Origin of the sequence: Mycobacterium sp. D16R24 (assembly GCF_002013385.1) — a bacterium.
Taxonomy (GTDB): Bacteria; Actinomycetota; Actinomycetes; order Mycobacteriales; family Mycobacteriaceae; genus Mycobacterium.
In genome coordinates this window covers 24872-41255 of record NZ_MAEV01000020.1, presented here as the reverse complement: position 1 = coordinate 41255, position 16384 = coordinate 24872, and the positions used below count along the sequence as shown (strand labels likewise).

The 16384-nt window shown below is 64.1% G+C and carries 17 protein-coding genes and 5 pseudogenes; 9 read left to right on the top strand and 13 right to left on the bottom strand.

Translation table 11 applies throughout. From position 1 onward, the window contains the following. Window positions 1-25 precede the first annotated feature (25 nt). A pseudogene (locus tag B4383_RS17825) lies at window positions 26-571 on the top strand (hypothetical protein). 4 nt (window positions 572-575) lie between these two features. Here B4383_RS17825 and B4383_RS17820 read toward each other — a convergent pair. From B4383_RS17820 to B4383_RS17810, 3 genes are read right to left on the bottom strand one after another with little or no spacing between them, the layout of a single operon-like run. Further along, window positions 576-1139, bottom strand: a complete 564-nt coding sequence (locus B4383_RS17820; protein WP_078292418.1) for a hypothetical protein — start codon at window positions 1137-1139, stop codon at window positions 576-578. A 4-nt stretch (window positions 1140-1143) separates the two neighbouring features. Then, window positions 1144-1962 (bottom strand): SGNH/GDSL hydrolase family protein, encoded by an 819-nt coding sequence (locus tag B4383_RS17815; protein ID WP_078292417.1) that lies wholly within the window; start codon window positions 1960-1962, stop codon window positions 1144-1146. A 9-nt stretch (window positions 1963-1971) separates the two neighbouring features. After that, the gene (locus tag B4383_RS17810) at window positions 1972-2745 is read right to left on the bottom strand and encodes an HAD-IB family hydrolase (protein ID WP_078292416.1); all 774 of its coding nucleotides are present in this window, start codon (window positions 2743-2745) and stop codon (window positions 1972-1974) included. A gap of 88 nt (window positions 2746-2833) precedes the next feature. Between B4383_RS17810 and B4383_RS17805 the strand changes: the two genes are divergently transcribed. Next, window positions 2834-4342 carry an FAD-binding oxidoreductase gene (locus tag B4383_RS17805; RefSeq protein ID WP_078292415.1) on the top strand — a complete coding sequence of 503 codons (1509 nt, stop codon included), beginning with the start codon at window positions 2834-2836 and terminating at the stop codon, window positions 4340-4342. Here the strand turns inward: B4383_RS17805 and B4383_RS17800 are convergent. Both B4383_RS17800 and B4383_RS17795 read right to left on the bottom strand, forming a co-directional pair. Next, window positions 4339-4999 (bottom strand): annotated as a pseudogene (locus B4383_RS17800) (MBL fold metallo-hydrolase). The gene B4383_RS17805 and the pseudogene B4383_RS17800 sit on opposite strands and share 4 nt — an antisense overlap. 65 nt (window positions 5000-5064) lie before the next feature. Next, on the bottom strand, window positions 5065-5517 hold the full coding sequence (locus B4383_RS17795) for an SRPBCC family protein (RefSeq protein ID WP_078292500.1): 453 nt from the start codon (window positions 5515-5517) through the stop codon (window positions 5065-5067). Between the two features lie 87 nt (window positions 5518-5604). Here B4383_RS17795 and B4383_RS17790 point away from each other — a divergent pair. Both B4383_RS17790 and B4383_RS17785 read left to right on the top strand, forming a co-directional pair. Further along, a pseudogene (locus B4383_RS17790) lies at window positions 5605-6037 on the top strand (ABC transporter permease subunit); the annotation flags it as partial. A gap of 40 nt (window positions 6038-6077) precedes the next feature. Further along, window positions 6078-6329: a hypothetical protein gene (locus tag B4383_RS17785; protein WP_078292414.1), complete on the top strand. Its 252-nt coding sequence runs from the start codon at window positions 6078-6080 to the stop codon at window positions 6327-6329. A 7-nt stretch (window positions 6330-6336) separates the two neighbouring features. On the opposite strand, the gene B4383_RS17780 is transcribed toward B4383_RS17785, so the two are convergent. Both B4383_RS17780 and B4383_RS17775 read right to left on the bottom strand, forming a co-directional pair. Then, entirely contained in the window at window positions 6337-6987 is a 651-nt protein-coding gene (locus B4383_RS17780; protein WP_078292413.1) for an enoyl-CoA hydratase-related protein, read from the bottom strand. Continuing rightward, window positions 6984-7643 carry a TetR/AcrR family transcriptional regulator gene (locus B4383_RS17775; protein ID WP_078292499.1) on the bottom strand — a complete coding sequence of 220 codons (660 nt, stop codon included), beginning with the start codon at window positions 7641-7643 and terminating at the stop codon, window positions 6984-6986. The genes B4383_RS17780 and B4383_RS17775 overlap by 4 nt, the downstream gene beginning before the upstream one ends. A 59-nt stretch (window positions 7644-7702) precedes the next feature. Between B4383_RS17775 and B4383_RS17770 the strand changes: the two are divergent. From B4383_RS17770 to B4383_RS17760, 3 genes and pseudogenes are all read left to right on the top strand, one after another. Continuing rightward, window positions 7703-7900: pseudogene (locus B4383_RS17770) on the top strand (cytochrome b); the annotation flags it as partial. 34 nt (window positions 7901-7934) lie between these two features. Further along, window positions 7935-8336 (top strand): ribonuclease domain-containing protein, encoded by a 402-nt coding sequence (locus B4383_RS17765; protein WP_078292412.1) that lies wholly within the window; start codon window positions 7935-7937, stop codon window positions 8334-8336. After that, window positions 8333-8641, top strand: coding sequence for a barstar family protein (locus B4383_RS17760; protein ID WP_078292411.1), 309 nt, complete (start codon window positions 8333-8335; stop codon window positions 8639-8641). The genes B4383_RS17765 and B4383_RS17760 overlap by 4 nt, the downstream gene beginning before the upstream one ends. A 61-nt stretch (window positions 8642-8702) precedes the next feature. Here B4383_RS17760 and katG read toward each other — a convergent pair whose 3' ends face one another. The 4 genes from katG to B4383_RS17740 form a co-directional block, all read right to left on the bottom strand. Then, window positions 8703-10919, bottom strand: a complete 2217-nt coding sequence (gene katG / locus B4383_RS17755) for a catalase/peroxidase HPI (protein WP_078292410.1) — start codon at window positions 10917-10919, stop codon at window positions 8703-8705. Window positions 10920-10956: 37 nt separating this feature from the next. Continuing rightward, window positions 10957-11415, bottom strand: coding sequence for a Fur family transcriptional regulator (locus B4383_RS17750; RefSeq protein ID WP_078292409.1), 459 nt, complete (start codon window positions 11413-11415; stop codon window positions 10957-10959). 153 nt (window positions 11416-11568) lie between these two features. Beyond that, on the bottom strand, window positions 11569-11976 hold the full coding sequence (locus B4383_RS17745; protein WP_078292498.1) for a MarR family transcriptional regulator: 408 nt from the start codon (window positions 11974-11976) through the stop codon (window positions 11569-11571). A gap of 173 nt (window positions 11977-12149) precedes the next feature. Beyond that, on the bottom strand, window positions 12150-12815 hold the full coding sequence (locus B4383_RS17740) for a GNAT family N-acetyltransferase (RefSeq protein ID WP_078292408.1): 666 nt from the start codon (window positions 12813-12815) through the stop codon (window positions 12150-12152). Between the two features lie 243 nt (window positions 12816-13058). On the opposite strand from B4383_RS17740, the gene ripD reads away from it, so the two are divergent. Beyond that, window positions 13059-13613 carry an NlpC/P60 family peptidoglycan-binding protein RipD gene (gene ripD, locus B4383_RS17730; protein WP_078292407.1) on the top strand — a complete coding sequence of 185 codons (555 nt, stop codon included), beginning with the start codon at window positions 13059-13061 and terminating at the stop codon, window positions 13611-13613. Between the two features lie 28 nt (window positions 13614-13641). On the opposite strand, the pseudogene B4383_RS17725 reads toward ripD, so the two are convergent. After that, window positions 13642-14095: pseudogene (locus B4383_RS17725) on the bottom strand (SRPBCC domain-containing protein). Window positions 14096-14204: 109 nt separating this feature from the next. Here B4383_RS17725 and B4383_RS17720 point away from each other — a divergent pair. Next, window positions 14205-14879 carry a (2Fe-2S)-binding protein gene (locus B4383_RS17720; RefSeq protein ID WP_078292406.1) on the top strand — a complete coding sequence of 225 codons (675 nt, stop codon included), beginning with the start codon at window positions 14205-14207 and terminating at the stop codon, window positions 14877-14879. 15 nt (window positions 14880-14894) lie between these two features. Here the strand turns inward: B4383_RS17720 and B4383_RS17715 are convergent, their stop codons facing one another. Further along, the gene (locus B4383_RS17715; protein WP_078292405.1) at window positions 14895-16376 is read right to left on the bottom strand and encodes an NAD(P)/FAD-dependent oxidoreductase; all 1482 of its coding nucleotides are present in this window, start codon (window positions 16374-16376) and stop codon (window positions 14895-14897) included. Window positions 16377-16384 lie beyond the last annotated feature (8 nt).

The following is a 16384-nucleotide window of genomic DNA, read 5'->3' as shown; positions in this document are numbered from 1 at the left end:
GACGTTTCCTGGGAGGAAGCTGGGCATGACCCAGAGTTATCTATCGGACGAGACGATCGCGGCGCTGTCCACCGAGGAGCGAAGGGACCTGATCCAGCGGCTGGAACGCCCGCTCGGCGAGGTGGCGCCGCCGAATTTGGCGAGGTTTCGCGCGCTCCGGCTGGGTTTGATGATCGGCGGCTCGATCGCGCTGATCCCCTGGATCACCTACCTTGCGTTCACGCTGCCCGAAAACTATGTGGCACAGCGGTGGACGGCGACGTGGGTCGGTTTCGACGCGCTGTTGGTGGCATTCACGGCCGCGACCGCGGTACTGGGTCTGCTGCGTCGTTAACTACTCGTTTTGACGGCGTTCACCACCGGAGTGCTTCTGATCTGCGATGCCTGGTTCGACGTGATGACAGCCGGCCCCGCGGAGGTGCGCTGGGCGATCCTGACCGCGGTTCTGGCCGAGCTGCCCATCGCGGTGGTGATGATTCGAGGCGCGTTGTTCATCACACGATTGACGATGACGCGACTCTTGGTGATCGACCCGGGTGTGCCGCTCTGGCGGGTGCCGTTGCTGCCCTAACCCGTCACCAGCAATGCGCGAAGCCATCGCAGTACTGCGGGAACCGATCGACGGGTACATCGAGTGGTTTCACGAACTGCAGGCTGAAGGGCCTCTTTGTCATCCCCGGCTGACCGCCGCATACCGCGCTGTGGATCGTGGTGTGCACTCCGGCGAGGGTCTCGTCGTTGAAGACGTACTTCTCCTGGGTGGGCGCATAGGTCCCGTCCGGGCAGGTCATGCCCTGCGGTCGCGCATGCAGGAACGTCCACTGGTCGTCAACCAGCTTGGCCGCTGTGGAGTAGTTCTGCAGTCTGTCGTTGTGCTTGAGGATGTCGGGTGTCGCGCTGGTGACGGTGAGTGTGCAGCCGTCGGCCTGGATGGTGGGGTCGGTGTAGTCGGACTGAATGCGGGTGCCCGAGGCCTGTACACAGACGGCGGACAGCGTCCAGGAAACCTCGCCGAATCCTTCCTCGATCATCCGATACGTCCCGTCCGCCGGAGGCGCCACGGCCGAGGCGGGGCTGGCGAATCCGACGCCGATCGCAAGGGCCGAGACGGGAACCATCAGCAGGGCAGTTGTGCGCACGGGATCAAGTATCGCAATGCTCCGGGCCGCTCACCCCGCAACCTCGGTCATTAGACGCGGCGTCCAATACGGCCACGATCAGATCGGCCACGGCGCTCATGCCGTCCGCGTTGGGATGAAGGGGAGCCGGGCGCCACGGCCACGGGAATCCGGGACGGGTAGCCCAGGGCCGTGCCGACCAGGCGTGATGGTCCGCGCTGGCCGCCGATGCGCGCACGATCTCGCAGCCGGTGGCGTGGGCCGCAGCCGCGGTGGCCGCCGCGAGTTCGGCGGCGATATGACGTCCACTGGCGGTCTCGGCCTGGGTGTACGGCGGCGCGAGCTCGCCTTCAGGGGGCAAGAGTGCGAGGTAATCGACGAAGATCACCCGTGCCCGCGGTGCGCGATTCCGCACCTGCTCACCCACCGCGCGCAGCGATTGACCCACAACCGCCAGTGCCGCATCCCGCTTGCCGGTGTCGAGCATGTCGGCCAGTCCGCCGCCGACGACTGGCAGGGCACGCAGAACGTGCGGCAGACACGCGGCCAACAAGAACGGCACATAACCCACGTCGTTACCGCCGATCGTGACCGTCACCAGCTCCTCGGTGCCATCGAGCGCGCCGATCTGCGGCGCCGCAGTGTTCTGCGGGTCGGTCAGGATATGTGCCGTAGTCGCACCGGAATAGGTGACATCGACCAGCTGATATCCCATGCGGTCGGCAACATGATGCGGATAGTTGCGTGCCGAACGTCCGGCCAGTCGAGGCGAGCCTGGCGCACGCGGCAGGATGCCCGGTCCCGCCGCCATCGAACTTCCCAATGCCACATAGCGTCCCGCCATGATCCAAGCCTATCGGCGAACCAACCCGGCGAGCCTGCGCAGCGACGAGCGCACGCCACGGGGCCTCGGATCGTTCAGCCGCAGGACCGGCCAGCCTTGTTGCGACGCCATGACCGCGAGCCGGCCGCGCGGGTTGACCGGGCAGGGCTCACCGACGAGGGACATCAGATCGATATCCTCTTCGCCGTCCGCATAGAAGTAACTGCGGTGCAAATCAACACCATTGGATTCGCAGAACAGTGCGACCGCGGTCGCCTTATTCCGTCCCCACACGATGGGCGTACGGATACCGCCGGTGAGACGCCCCTGATTGTCGAGATCAAAGTGGTTGCAGAGCACATGGGTAATTCCGAGATGGCGGGCCACCGGCTCGGCGTGAATGGTCAGCGCCGAAGAACTCAGCATCACGGTGTGTCCCTGTTCCTGATGCGCCCGCACGCGCTCGCACATCTGCGGATAGATCATCGAGGCATTGTGCTGGTGGAAGATTCGTTCGCCGACGGCTTCGAGTTCGGCCAGCGAGTCGCCGCGCAGGTATCCCGCGGCGCGCACCACCAAACGCTCGAACTCCATGCGGCCCAACTTGTACCGGAAGGTGGCCTCCAGGACTCCGAGAACCTCGCCGACGCTGGCCTGACCACGGCGCATCCGATCGCGAGCGTGTGCCGTCGGGGTGAATCCGGCCACGAGAGTGCCGTCCAGGTCGAAGAAAGCTCCTACCTGCGGCCCGGTGGGGCTGAGCGCTATATCGGCCACCGGATCGGGTGCCGGGCTCACCGTCATGTGGGCCAATCTACCGTTGCGCGCACCGCGCGCCGGTAGTAGGCGACAAGATGGGGCATCCACCCGATAGTGGCCGGCAGGAGCAGTGATGGACCCCCAACCGAATCGCCCGCGCGCTGCGCTGGTCACCAGACGCAGTGTGCTGTCCGCCGGGGCGGCCTTGGCGCTCGGCGGAAGGGCAATCACCGGATGCTCCCCGATCCACTCAGAAGACGTACCACTTATCCCTCGATGGGAAGATTTGCGCCGCAAGCTATCCGGAACTCTCACGGTGCGCGGGGAGACCGGGTCGGACGAAGCAGCACGAACGTTCAATCCACTCTTCGATATGAATCATCCTGGTGCGGTGGCTTTCTGCGCCTCTGAACAGGACGTGGCGCGTTGCGTTGAGTTCGCCTCCGGCTCCGGGATACCCGTAGCGGCGCGCAGTGGCGGCCACAGCTATGCCGGTTACTGTGTCCCGAACGACGGCCTGGTGGTCGATCTCGGGCGGATGGCGGCGGTCTCGGTGACGGGGACACAGGCGACGGTCGGATCCGGCGCACGTCTGATCGATGTCTACGCCGGCGTCTGGTCGGCGGGCCGGATGCTTGCCTGCGGCTCCTGTCCGACCGTCGGCATCGCCGGGCTGACTCTCGGGGGTGGGGTGGGGGTTCTCACCCGTAAGTTCGGACTCACGTGCGACCAACTGATATCGGCTCGCGCGGTAACCGCCGATGGCGGGATCCGGGTCCTATCGGCGGATTCCGAGCCCGATCTGTTCTGGGCCATCCGCGGAGTTGGCGGCGGAAACTTCTGCATTGCCACGGAGTTCACCTTCGAGACCGCACAGGCAACTGGCCTCACGGTGTTCACGCTCGACTACGCGCCGGGGGACACCGCCGCGATCATGCACCGGTGGCTGATGTTCATGGACGATGCGCCCGATGAACTGTGGACGACCCTGCACGCCATGGCCGGCACCACACCGCAATGCCGGATCGTGGGATGTATCGCCAAGACCGACAATCCACGTGCCCTGGTCGATGCACTCCGCAGCGCGATCGGTATCGGCCCATCCGATCGATTCGTCGCCGACAAGACTTTTCTCGATGCCATGAAGTTCATGGGCGGTTGCTCGACATTGACGGTGGATCAGTGTCATCCGGCATGGACCGGGGCCGGGACGGGACAGCTGCAGCGCGAGGCGTTTGTGGCGTCCTCCCGGATGGTCCCGCACGCGGCGATCGACACCTCCAGAGTTGAGGCGCTCCTGGTCGGCGAACGCGGCCTCACCTTCATCTTCGACAGCCTCGGAGGCGCCGTCAGCCGAGTTGCGGCCGACGCCACCGCCTTCCCACACCGACGGGCCGCCGCAGCGATCCAGATCTATCACGGAGTCGGCACAGACTCGTCCGTCGCGTATCGCCGCGTGGACGAGGCACGGGATCGGCTCGCAGGGATCTGTGGCGGTGCCGCCTACGTGAACTACATCGATCCCCGCCTGCCCGATTGGGCCGCGGCCTATTACGGGGACAATCTGGCGCGACTGCGACGAATTGCCTCTGCCTACGATCCCAGCGGAGTCTTCGGGTTCACGCAGGCCGTTCGCCCCTAGGCGCGTCGCACGCTCTGCTGCGCCTGTGCGATGAGCTCGCGCCAACGGCCCTCCGGAAGCTCGTACACCGCGGAGTTCCCGCCGTACGCGCTGGAGATGACGACATCCGGATCGAGGCTCCCCAACAGTTCCAGGCTCCTCGCCAACTCATCGGCGCTCCCGCGCCCGGGGACCAGGAAGGTAGACCAGGTGCCCCCCCTTGGTGGGGAACATCGTGTCCCCCGTGAAGAGGTACTTCTGGCCGTCCGCTCCCGTGACTAGATAGCTTGTGCTGCCGGGGGAATGACCCGGCGTGGGGATGACGTCTACGCCGTTGTCATCCACATGACGTTCGTCGATGGGGACGTCAAGGTCGGCGTGCTTGCCAATCTCGTTCCGCTCGTGGGCGGATGCGTGAAGTGTCGACCCGAATCGCTGTTTCACGACGGCGAGCATCGGTCCGGCCTCGTCCTGATGCGACAGATACTGGTGAGTCACCCCGCCCAGCTCTGCGATCACCTCGAAATCGGCCTCGGTGGCTGGGCTGTAGAACAGCACGTTCCCGTCGTGGCGGGTCCATAGGTAGGCGTGGGTGGTCAGCCCGGGGAACGGACTGTCCCTGCGCGTCTCCCACAGATCCGATCGAATCTGACGCACATTGGATGTTTTCGTTGTCATGAGCCCAGTGTTCAACCTCAAGTGAGCTTGAGGTCAAGGATGGAACCGCAGAATCCCAGGGAGGGCTAGGCACGTGACTCGGCGAGTGCCGCGAGCCTGTCCACCGAATCCTGCAGCCGCTCCGAGGTGGTGCTACGGGCCCGGGGCAGCCTCTTCTCGTCGGTCAGGTTCGTCCAGTCGTAGGTATGGGTCACCCGAGTGCGGTTGTCGCCAAGCGGCTCCAGTTCCCATCGCCAGAGGTGGCCAGGCGGCTCCTTGCCGACTTCGGAGGGCAACCACGCTATCCGGCGTGCCTCCTCGAATTCCACGATGTGGTTGTCGCGAACCGCACCGTTGGTCAGGGTCATCACGAACACAGCACCCACACCGTGAACGCGTTGCCCCGCGGCGGCCTCGGCCAGGTTCTCATTGCCATCCCATTCACGCTGTCGCGCGGCATCGGCGATGTACTCGAAGATCACCGCCGCCGGCGCATCCACCTCGCGACTCGCAGAGACCACTCTGACATCCTCAGTCATACGACCCATCCAACCAGAGTCCTGTCGTCTAGCCGATCAATTCGCGAGTGAGTTTGCGCGCCAGCGTTATCGGCGCCACGGATTTTGACGCCGATCGCGGTGGCCGTGTTCGGGATTGGCAGTCGACCTGTCATTTTCCTCATCGCCGCGGCGGCAGTATGGCCGATTCTCCAACACCACCGCCGGCGTGCACGGCATCGAACCCGGGTACCTGCACGTGGCGCGGTCATTTCATGCCACTCGCATCGAACTCCTCACCGCGGTCATACTCCCGGCCATCCGGGGCAGCGTTCAGACTGGTGTGCGCATCGCCTTGGGCATCGCGTGGGTGGTCCTTGTTCCCGCCGAAATGCTGGGCGTGCGATCCGGTTTGGGTTATCAAATCCTCAACGCACGCGACCAGCTGGCCTACGACCAGGTGGTGGCCGTCATTCTCGTGATCGGTGCGCTCGGGTATGCCCTGGACGTTGCCGCAAAACGGGTACTGGCACCGAGGTTTCGCACACCTCCTGCCGAGTAGGCTCACACGAGCCGCACTACCCGATACCGGAGGTGTCCCTATGAACCTGCTTGCCCGCCGATTGCTGATCCTCGCCGCTGGAACGCTCTTGCCGCTCGCCGTTGTCTCCGGCACCGCGCCGGCCATCGGCTCCGCGGATCCCATCGTGCCCAACTGTCCGGACGGATGGTGGGATCCGGTGGCCAACACCTGCCGGCCAGCGGTCGCGACCACACCGTTGAACTGCGATAACGGTTGGTGGTGGGACCCGGTGGGCAACGTGTGTCGCCCGCCGGTCATTCCACCTCAGTAGAGCGGCCCTACGCCGCCAGCGCAGCAGTGGTCGCAGCGAACATGGTCGTCTTGATGGCGCCCAGGGTTCCGCTGCCCTTACCGATCAGCGGGCTCATCAGATCGACTGCGACACTGAGTACTTCGTCTTCGGAGGCGGCCCGGTCGGCCAGACCTGCGGCCACGGCAGCGTCTCCGCTGTACCGGTGCCCGGTGGTCATCGCGGTGACCGCCGTCTGCGGGGTCACCTTGGCCTGGATAAGGCTCGCCATTCCGGGAGTGAACGGGATGTTGATGTCGACCTCGGGGAAGCACAGATATCCACGGTCGGATCGCATCACCCGGTAGTCGTGGGCGACGGCAAGCATCGCCCCTGCGCCGAACGCGTGACCGTTGACCGCGGCGACGGTGGGCAGCGGGAGGGTGAGCACTCGACTGAAGAGCGCGTGCACGCGGCCGACGTACCAATCACTCTGATCACCGTGGGCCATAAGCCATTCCAGATCGAGTCCGTTCGAGTAGAACTTGCCGGTTCCCACGGTGACCAATGGTTTGGCGTGCGTCAGCGCATCGTCGAGCAGCCCGTCGACGGTATCGAGCCAATCGGGGGAGAAGCGGTTTTCGTCCGTACCGAGGTTCAGAACCGCGATGGTGTCCTGAAGTTCGAGGGTGGGGGTCACGTGCTTCCTTTCATTGTGGCGCCCTTCGTTTTTGGGCGCATTGGGGGTGGATCGAGAGCAAGAATGGCGCGCACCGCGGCCTCCAGACGTGAGCGTGCGTCCGCATCGGGCCGGCGGCGACCCCGCAGCAGAAGGCCGGTCGGCAACCCCACGATGCAGTCCTCGATGACCTGCACCGCGCGACCGTCCTCCCGATCCCACAGGGCACGAGACAACAGGATGAATAACGCGACAAGCCTGGCGTCGACGCTCGCCATGGCGTCGGCGACGTCGTCAGGAACATCGGAGCCCAGAAGATCCTCGCGCCGTACGCCGAGCACGAGCCGCGAGGATTCAGGGAATCGTTCGGCGAAGACGGCGGGGGTGTCGGCGGCCGCGACAACGGCGTTCACCGCGGCGACGTGGATGGGCGTACCCGTCGCGAACGCTGTATCGACGGCGTCACGCTGCATGGCAAGGAACCGCTCCGCGGCGCGCAACCACGCCCTTCCGACCATCGCACCACGCGATCCGAAGGCATGGTAGATCGCACCATTGGATGTTCCGGTCAGCTGCGAAACCGCCCGCACCGTCACCGCCGCCGGGCCCTCGTCCACCGCGATCCGCTCGGTGGCATCGAGCAGATCGTCGACGGAATGGATGCGCGGCCGAGGCACACCCAGAGAGTAACAGAGCATTCGCTCTGTTATCGAAATGGCCGGTTCGATAATTCTCCGAACACGGCCACGCCATCCCGCTGGAATACCAGGGTGCCGCAGTGCCTCAGCGCATGAACAAACTCGGATCCGCCGGCGCACCCGGCACCGGCTCGTTCCTGTTCGCCGACCCCGCCGACGAACAGGCCGCACTGGTCGAAGCCGAGCACGCGTCCGCGCACAACGAATTGGCCGTGCTACGGGGAAGATCGAGCTAGCGCTGTCGTCATCGACCGTAGTTCCAGCAGATGCATGCAGTACCGTCGAGGCATGTCGCCGTGTTTGCGCGCCGTCGGCGCCGCGCTCCTCGCAGTGGCGCTCATCGGTTGCACCGAGCCCTTGCCGGCGCGCGCCACCATCTCCCAGTGCGGCCTGAGCGAGCTGCCTACCGAGGCCACCGGAACCGTGGACCTGATCCATGCCGGCGGACCGTTCCCGTATCCCCGCAATGACGGCGTCGTGTTCCAGAACCGCGAGAGGGTGTTGCCCTCCGAGCCTCGTGGGTACTACCACGAGTACACGGTCCGCACTCCGGGCGGTAAGACCCGCGGCACGCGGCGCATCATCACCGGCGGCAACCCGCTGAACGATCCGCCGCATGTCTACTACACAGGCGATCACTACCAGTCATTCTGTGAGGTTGAAGGCGCATGAAGACCTATCTCATCGATGGTTCCCGCGTTCGTACCCGGGCCGACTTCTTCACCGAGCTCGGCCGCGCGGTGAACGGGCCAGGCGGCTACTTCGGCAGCAACCTCGATGCCCTTGTCGATTGCCTTCGAGGGGGATTCGGTACCCCTGAAAACGAGCCGTTCCGGTTCGTACTGCGGGACGCGGCGCGCATCAAGTCGGCGGTGGGGAAGGGGGACTGGGACGCCATCGAGGAGATCTTCGAGGAGGCCGGCGTAGCGCTGACGACGCGTGCCGAGACGAAAGACCAGACGACCGACGTTGACTAGTCCTGACCGATAGCGCGATGGCCGGTCCCCTAAGGAACCGGCCATCCACGTGTTGCGAAGATCAGCGAACGTCGAACCGGTCCGCGTTCGACACCTTGACCCATGCCGCGACGAAGTCCTTGACGAACTTCTCCTTAGCGTCATCCTGTGCGTAAACCTCTGCCAGAGCGCGCAGCTCGGAATTGGCACCGAACACCAGATCCACCCGGCTCGCGGTCCACTTCGCCGCACCGCTGGCGCGATCGGTACCCACGTAGGTGCCGTCGTCGGCCGACGACGGTGTCCACTCCGTGCCCATGTCGACCAGATTGACGAAGAAGTCGTTCGTCAATGTTCCGGGGTTGTCGGTGAGCACGCCGAGCCCGGAGCCCTGGTAGTTGGCACCCAGCACCCGCAGACCGCCGACGAGGACAGTCAGTTCGGGCGGGGACAGTGCCAACAGGTTGGCCTTGTCGATCAACTTGTATTCGGCAGGGATCTGCGCACCCTTGCCCAGGTAGTTGCGGAAACCATCGGCAGCCGGCTCCAGGTAGGAGAACGACTCGACATCGGTCTGTTCCTGGGTGGCATCGCCGCGGCCGGGTGTGAACGGCACGGCGATATCGAATCCGGCATCCTTGGCCGCCTTTTCGACGGCAGCAGCACCACCGAGCACGACGAGATCGGCGAACGAGACCTTCTTGCTTCCGGCGTTGAAGGACTCCTGGATGCCCTCCAGCGTGCGGATCACCTGGACGAGCTCATCGGGCTCGTTGGATTCCCAGCCGGCCTGCGGCTGCAACCGGATACGGCCACCGTTAGCACCACCACGTTTGTCGCTGTTGCGATACGAGGCCGCTGCCTTCCATGCGGTGGACACAAGCTGCGGCACGGTAAGGCCGGAAGCGAGAATCTGCTTCTTCAGCTCGGCGACATCATCGGCCCCGATGTTGGTGTCGGAGGCGGGGATGACGTCCTGCCAGAGCAAGGTCTCCTCGGGCACCAACGGACCCAGGTAGCGAGTGACCGGCCCGAGGTCGCGGTGGATCAGCTTGTACCAGGCCTTAGCATAGGCGTCGGCCAGCTCTTCGGGATGGTCGAGCCAGCGCCGGGTGATCCCTTCGTAGATGGGATCGAACCGCATCGATAGATCCGTGGTGAGCATCGAGGGGTGCGTCTTGCCCGTGCCCTGGGCCATCGGTACCGAGTTGGCCCAGCCGCCATCCTTGGGCTTCCACTGATGCGCACCGGCGGGGCTCTTGGTCAGCTCCCACTCGTTGCCGTACAGAATCTCCAGGAAGCTGTTGTCCCACTTGGTTGGCGTGTGGGTCCAGGTAACTTCCAGACCACTGCCGATCGCGTCATTGCCCTTGCCAGAGCCGAATGAGCTCTTCCAACCGATGCCCATCTGCTCCAGTGGCGCGTCCTCGGGATCCGGCCCGACCAGCCCGGCATCGCCCGCGCCGTGCGTCTTACCGAAGGTGTGACCACCGACGATCAGCGCCGCGGTTTCCTCGTCGTTCATCGCCATCCGGGCAAAGGTCTCGCGGATGTCGATGGCGGCGGCCAGTGGATCCGGATTGCCGTTGGGGCCTTCGGGATTGACGTAGATCAGACCCATCTGTACCGCGGCAAGGGGGTTCTCCAGGTCACGATCGCCGGTGTAACGCTCGTCGCCCAACCAGGTGTGCTCGGGACCCCAGTAGACATCCTGCTCGGGCTCCCAGCGGTCCTCACGCCCGAACGCGAACCCAAAGGTCTTGAACCCCATAGTGTCCATCGCGTGGTTACCGGCGAAGACGATGAGGTCGGCCCAGGACAGAGAGTTTCCGTACTTCTTCTTGACGGGCCACAGCAGGCGCCGCGCGCGATCCAGCAGCACGTTGTCGGGCCAGCTGTTCAGCGGGGCGAACCGCTGCATACCGGCGCCCGCGCCGCCCCGGCCATCGGCGACGCGATAGGTGCCGGCGGCATGCCACGACATACGAATGAACATCGGGCCGTAGTTACCGAAGTCGGCGGGCCACCAGTCCTGCGAGTCGGTCAGGACTGACTCGACATCCTTTTTCAGCTGGTCAACGTCGATCGTCTGCACGGCCTTGGCGTAGTCGAAGTTCGCACCGAGGGGGTTGGCCGCCGGCGGATTCTTCTTGAGGATGCCCAGGTTGAGCTGGGTGGGCCACCATTCGCGATTGGCGTTACCACCCTCGACGGGGTGGTTCAGTCGACCGCCCGCAACGGGGCAACCGTTCGACGGCTGGTTGTTTGCCTCTGCGATGGGCGGGTGTTCTTCAGGCACAGCGATCCTTTCGGGAGGGGGGTGATATGGGCTGTGATCACGTGTGTGATCCCGAAATTCGTGTGGGCGCTTGCGGGGAAGCGCAATCGGGGCATAGGCCCCAATAGATAACCTCGGCCTCCTCAAGCACGAAACCGTTGTAGTCGGATGGGGTGAGGCACGGTGCGGCGCCCACGGCGCAATCGACGTCCCCGATGACGCCGCACGAGCGGCATACGACATGGTGATGGTTGTCGCCGACCCGCGATTCGTACCGTGCCACGGAGCCGGAGGGCTGGATCTTGCGCACCAGGCCCGCCGACGTCAGCGCCGCCAAGACGTCGTAAACGGCCTGCCGGGACACTTCGGGCAGACCGGTCCTGACGACACCAAAGACGGTCTCGGTATCGGCGTGCGGGTGCGCTTCCACGGCTTCTAGGACGGCGACCCTGGGCCGGGTAACCCGCAAATCGGCAGTCCGCAGCAGCGCCGCGTACTCATCCCAAGTGAAGGCCACAAGGCCAGTATGCCTCAATTATCTGGAATGAATCCAGGAAATCCACAAAAGAGTCAGAAAGAGTTCACAACCCGTCTGAACAGCACAAAGGATTCAACAATATCGTCACATGGTGTTGGCGCCGAGGGCTTTTGCACCCGGCAACGGGGCGAATTACCTCGTCGACATGGTTTCGATCACACCGCCGAGCAGCCTGCGCAGCTGGGCCCGATCTTTGTCTGTCATGTTGGCGAGTATCTCGTCGTCATCCTCGCGCAGAGTGGCATCGGCACGCTCGAAGAGCTTCCGCCCTTTGGCGGTCAACTCGGAGGTCAGCACCCTGGCGTCGGCCTGTCGACGCGTCCGCAGCACCAGGCCCGCCTCTTCAAGGGACCGCTGGACCAGACTTACCGCCTGGGGCGTGATCCGAAGCTCTGCGGCGATCTCAACATTGGATATCCCCGGCTGTGCGGACAGCACGGCCAGGCACTCCATCTGCGGAACCGTGACGCCGAAGTCGCGCACGATCACCGAGGCTCGTGACCACAGCACGCGATAGATCTGAGACACCAGAATGCCCATCGGAGATTCCTCGTGTGTGCTCATACCGCGCTAACAGTAGCGGACCTCACCAATGTTCCAACGCCCGAAGAGGTGCGATAGGGCGGCGTGTTGTCCAGAAAATTCGCACCAATTCGTCAGTGCATCAAGCGCATTGATTAATGCTCTCGATGAGCGCTCGGCTACCCCCACACTCACGGCGTGGCGGCTCCGGGGGCCCGCACCACCATGGGGACGGCGGGGAAGTAGGCCGCCATCACCGACCGGGACTTCCGCAAAGCCGCTGTGCCGTAACCCTTCTTTCGATGATCGGGATGAACCCAGATCCGCACGTTCACCTCACCGTCGACCAGTTCGCCAAAGACGAGGCCCACCTTGGCTGGACCTTCGAGAGCGACAAACCAGGCCGCTTCCTCGTCGTCGATGCGCGCGAGCGCCGCCCTCAGCTCGTCTTCGAGACCGCCCGCCGGGGCGCCGGAACCGTCGCCCGCCTGGCCTACCTCGTCGGTGCGGGCCGCGAATATATCGGCGTCGGAATCACCGGAGAACGGTCGCAGTTCGAGGCTGTCTCCCGAACTCGCGGGGCGTTCCATGAGGGTGAAGGTGAGCTGACTGTTGAGATCCTCGAGCTCTGCGGCGTTCTTGCGGCGCTCATCCTTGGTCAGCTGGTCGAAGGACATGCCCATGACCGCTTCGCCACCCAGGTGAGAGGTTCCCAGCAATGTAGCGATCGCATCGATGGCAGTCTTTCGGTCATCTGCTTCCACAATCAGATCAAGCACCTCATGACGCCGTTCGAAGGCGTTCGTGAGTGCGTCGGCAATCTCGCGGCGGGTGGCAAGGCGGTCGTGATCGGTCATGGCGTCAGCCTACGACCGGTAGGCCGAGCGCGCTCAAGAAACGTTGAGCGCAAGGGTTGACTTGTCGCCGCACAGCGGTCCAGTGTCACCGTTCGGTCACAGTACGACAACTCATTGGCCATGTCGCAGAACCTAATTGGGATCTACACGATGTCGGCGGTAGAAAGGATCTTGGTGGTCATCGCCGGCCGGAAAGAACCACCCGGGAGCCAGAGTTCACGGCCGGAGAGAAGCGACAATCGAATGAAACGCACCTACGCAGTCATGCTCGGCATCGCCCTGTTGTTTGCCACGCCGGGGCTGGCCTCCGCCGACGTCCACAGAAGCCCCGCAGACGCCCAGAAAGCCATCAACGCGGTGATCGCGAGGGGTCTGGCTCAGCGCGGCGTGCCGTTCACGTATGGGGGCGGTAACACCGACGGCCCAACCACGAGCACCGACACCGCACCTGCCGCGCCCGAGCCAACCACGAGCCTGATGGGGTTGATTCCGGCTCCGGTGGCTGCGTCCGCACCGAAGGTCCCGGGATTCGACGCCTCGGGCCTCATGGTCTACTCCTACGCCGCCGCAGGCATCAAGCTGCCCCGCCGGTCCGGCGACCAGTACAACGCCGGCCGGAAAGTACTTCCAGCACAGGCGCTCCCGGGAGATCTCATCTTCTATGGACCCAACGGCAGCCAGAGCGTGACGATGTACCTGGGAAACAACCTCATGCTGGAGGCATCCGAACCCGCGGTGCAGGTGTCGCCGGTGCGCTTCAACGACATGGCCCCCTACCTGGTTCGCGTCATCGAGTAGTCACAGCAGCGCGCGACTTTCTGCGCGATCACCGCTCGCGCAGAAAGTCGTCAATCCGCTCCAGCACGGCGGGCCAGCCCGCAAGACACAGCTGCCTGAAGCGCATCTGGTCATGGTCATTCGGATTGAATCCGGTCGCTTTGACAGGTAGTCGTGTTCCCTCCGAGTCCGGCTCCAGGATCCAGGATCCAGCGCGAGTCGATGACGATTGAACCGTCACGGGTGGCCATTCGGTAGGCCAACACCCCATCGTCGACCACCTCGGTGAACCGGCCGTCGATCTCTCCGACGAATCCGCTTCCCACGAACGGGGAGACGCTAAACGAAAAGTTAAGTCCCGTCTCGTATTTCGTCGGCCCAAAATCTCTCACCCACTGCCCGAAGGACTGTGGCGAGTTAAGTATCGACCACACGCTATGGGCCGGATACGAGTAGTGGTATTCAAAGTCGACAGTGGTTAGGTCTCCGACCTGCTCAGCCACTAAACGCCCCTTTCGTGCACACCGCCAATCAATGGAGTGGACGCAAACAACCCAATCCCAATGCCGCGCCCGCATGTGATCTTGATCGTGCTGGTGGCATCATCGGCGTGTGAGCGCGGTTGAGCTGTCGGCCTTTGGGCCCTTCTTCGCCGTCGAGACACATGGCGATGGGGACACACCGGCGCCGCCCTGGCGGCCCATGGCGGAACTGACCGACGGATCAAGCGCACTCGCGGACCGGATCGATAGCGTCCGAGGCAGTCTCGCCTCGCGCACGGCGGCAGGCCTCGCCGACATCGATCTGCGGGTAGCGGCCTCAGTGGCCCATCTGGGCCTTGTCGCCCGCATCCTCGCGCCAACTATCGCCGCCGCGACCTGCGGTGAGCTGCGAATCTCGCAGGACTTGCACGAGTTGTGGTGGCAGGACCAATTGGGCGGTCCCTTTCCGCTCTCGGTGGTCCTACGGGTGGGGGAGTGCAACGCCCTTGCCGGGTCGGCCGTCGAATCGATAACTCAGGGCGTGATCGACCACACCGGCGTAAGTCACCGCGTTCTATGGGGAAATGTCGGATCGGCCGTCAATAGCGCGGCGCGTCTCGTCGCCTCGTCACGACCCGAGCTGACCGATGCCGCCCGCGACGTCGCCAATGCACACCTTCGCGACCGGCGCATCGACGATGGCGCCCTGCGCGCGGGACCGGATTTCCGGAGGCGCAGCTGCTGCCTCATCTACCAGCTCACCGACGACCGTTCTGCGGTCTGCGGTGACTGCGTCCTCACCTAGCCAGACCAGAACCGCCTAGGCCAACTGGTACGCCTCGAGCGGGAACGACTCCTGCTCCTTGTACGCGCTGGCCGTCGACGTCGGACGCAGCAGCGCCGCCTCACCGTGTTGATTGAAGTAGTAGCTTCGTGCGGTCTGGCAGCTGCCGAGGTAGAACACCGAACTATCCAAGTTGTGGTTCATGCGGTTCAGGAATTCGGTGTTGGCCTCGTCGGTGACCTCGAAGGTTTCCGCACCGGTGCGCGCCATTTCTCCGAAGAGCCGCTTCATGTGCCGCATCTGGGACTCGATGGTGTCGAAGTAGGACAATCCGCTGTAGGAGTACGGACCGTTCAGCGTCAACAGATTCGGGAACTTGGGGACGGTGATCCCCTCGAAGGCCTGGAAACGGTTGTCCCGCCAGAACTTTCCGAGGTTATAGTCCTCACGGCCGATGACCTCGAATGCCGGGAAGGCCGATTCCCACAGATTAAATCCGGTAGCCAGCACCAGGGTGTCGATGACCGTCTTGCGGCCGTCCGCGGTGACAATGCCGTCGGGCTCGATGCGCTCGATCGATGCCGTCTCGAGACTGACGTTCTTCCTGCTGAACGCTCGGAAGTATGTGTTTGAGAAGGTTGGCCGCTTGCAGCCGAAGTCATAGTCGGGCGTCAGCTTGCGGCGCAGCTCGCGATCGCGCACCTGCGCGAACAAATGCGCCTTGGCCAGCATCGCGGCCCCGTTGTTGGCCTGCCGGAACTGGCGGAAATGCAGCACTCCGCCCACCATGATCACCTCAAGGATCGCCGAACCCACTGTGCGAGCGATCTTTTGGGTACGTGGCACCTTGGCGAAAAGCTTCTTGATCACGCCGGGGACCTTCGCGTCAGCCTTGGGTACGACCCAGATCGGGGTGCGCTGGTACACGGTGAGGTGTTGCGCATCCTTGGCCAGCTCGGGGATGAGTTGAACGGCGGTGGCGCCGGTGCCGATCAAACCAATCTTGTGGCCCGCGGCACGATAGCTGTTGTCCCACTTGGTGGTGTGGATGATCTTGCCGGCGAAGGACTCAATGCCCTCGATATCGGGCATCTTCGGTTGCGACAGGTAGCCGGTGGCCGTGAGCAGGTACTTGCCGGTGACGGTATCGCCGGCTTCGGTGGCCACCACCCAGTGCTGGCCCTCCTCGTCCCAGCGCGCACCCGATACCGGGGTGTTGAAACGCATGTACTTGCGCAGATCGTGCTTCTCGGCCACGTGAGCGGCGTACTGCTTGAGCTCCGCGCCCGGCGCGAACAATCGGGACCAGTACGGGTTCGGCTCGAATGAGTACGAATAGGTTGCCGACGGGATGTCGACAGCCAGGCCGGGGTAGTGATTGACGTGCCAAGTACCGCCGAGATCATCCTCGCGATCCAGGATCGCCAGATTGGTCAGGCCCAGCTCCTTGAGCTGAATCGCTGCGCCCATCCCACCGAAACCGGCCCCGACGATCACGGCGTCAAACTGCGTTGTCATGTCCCAAT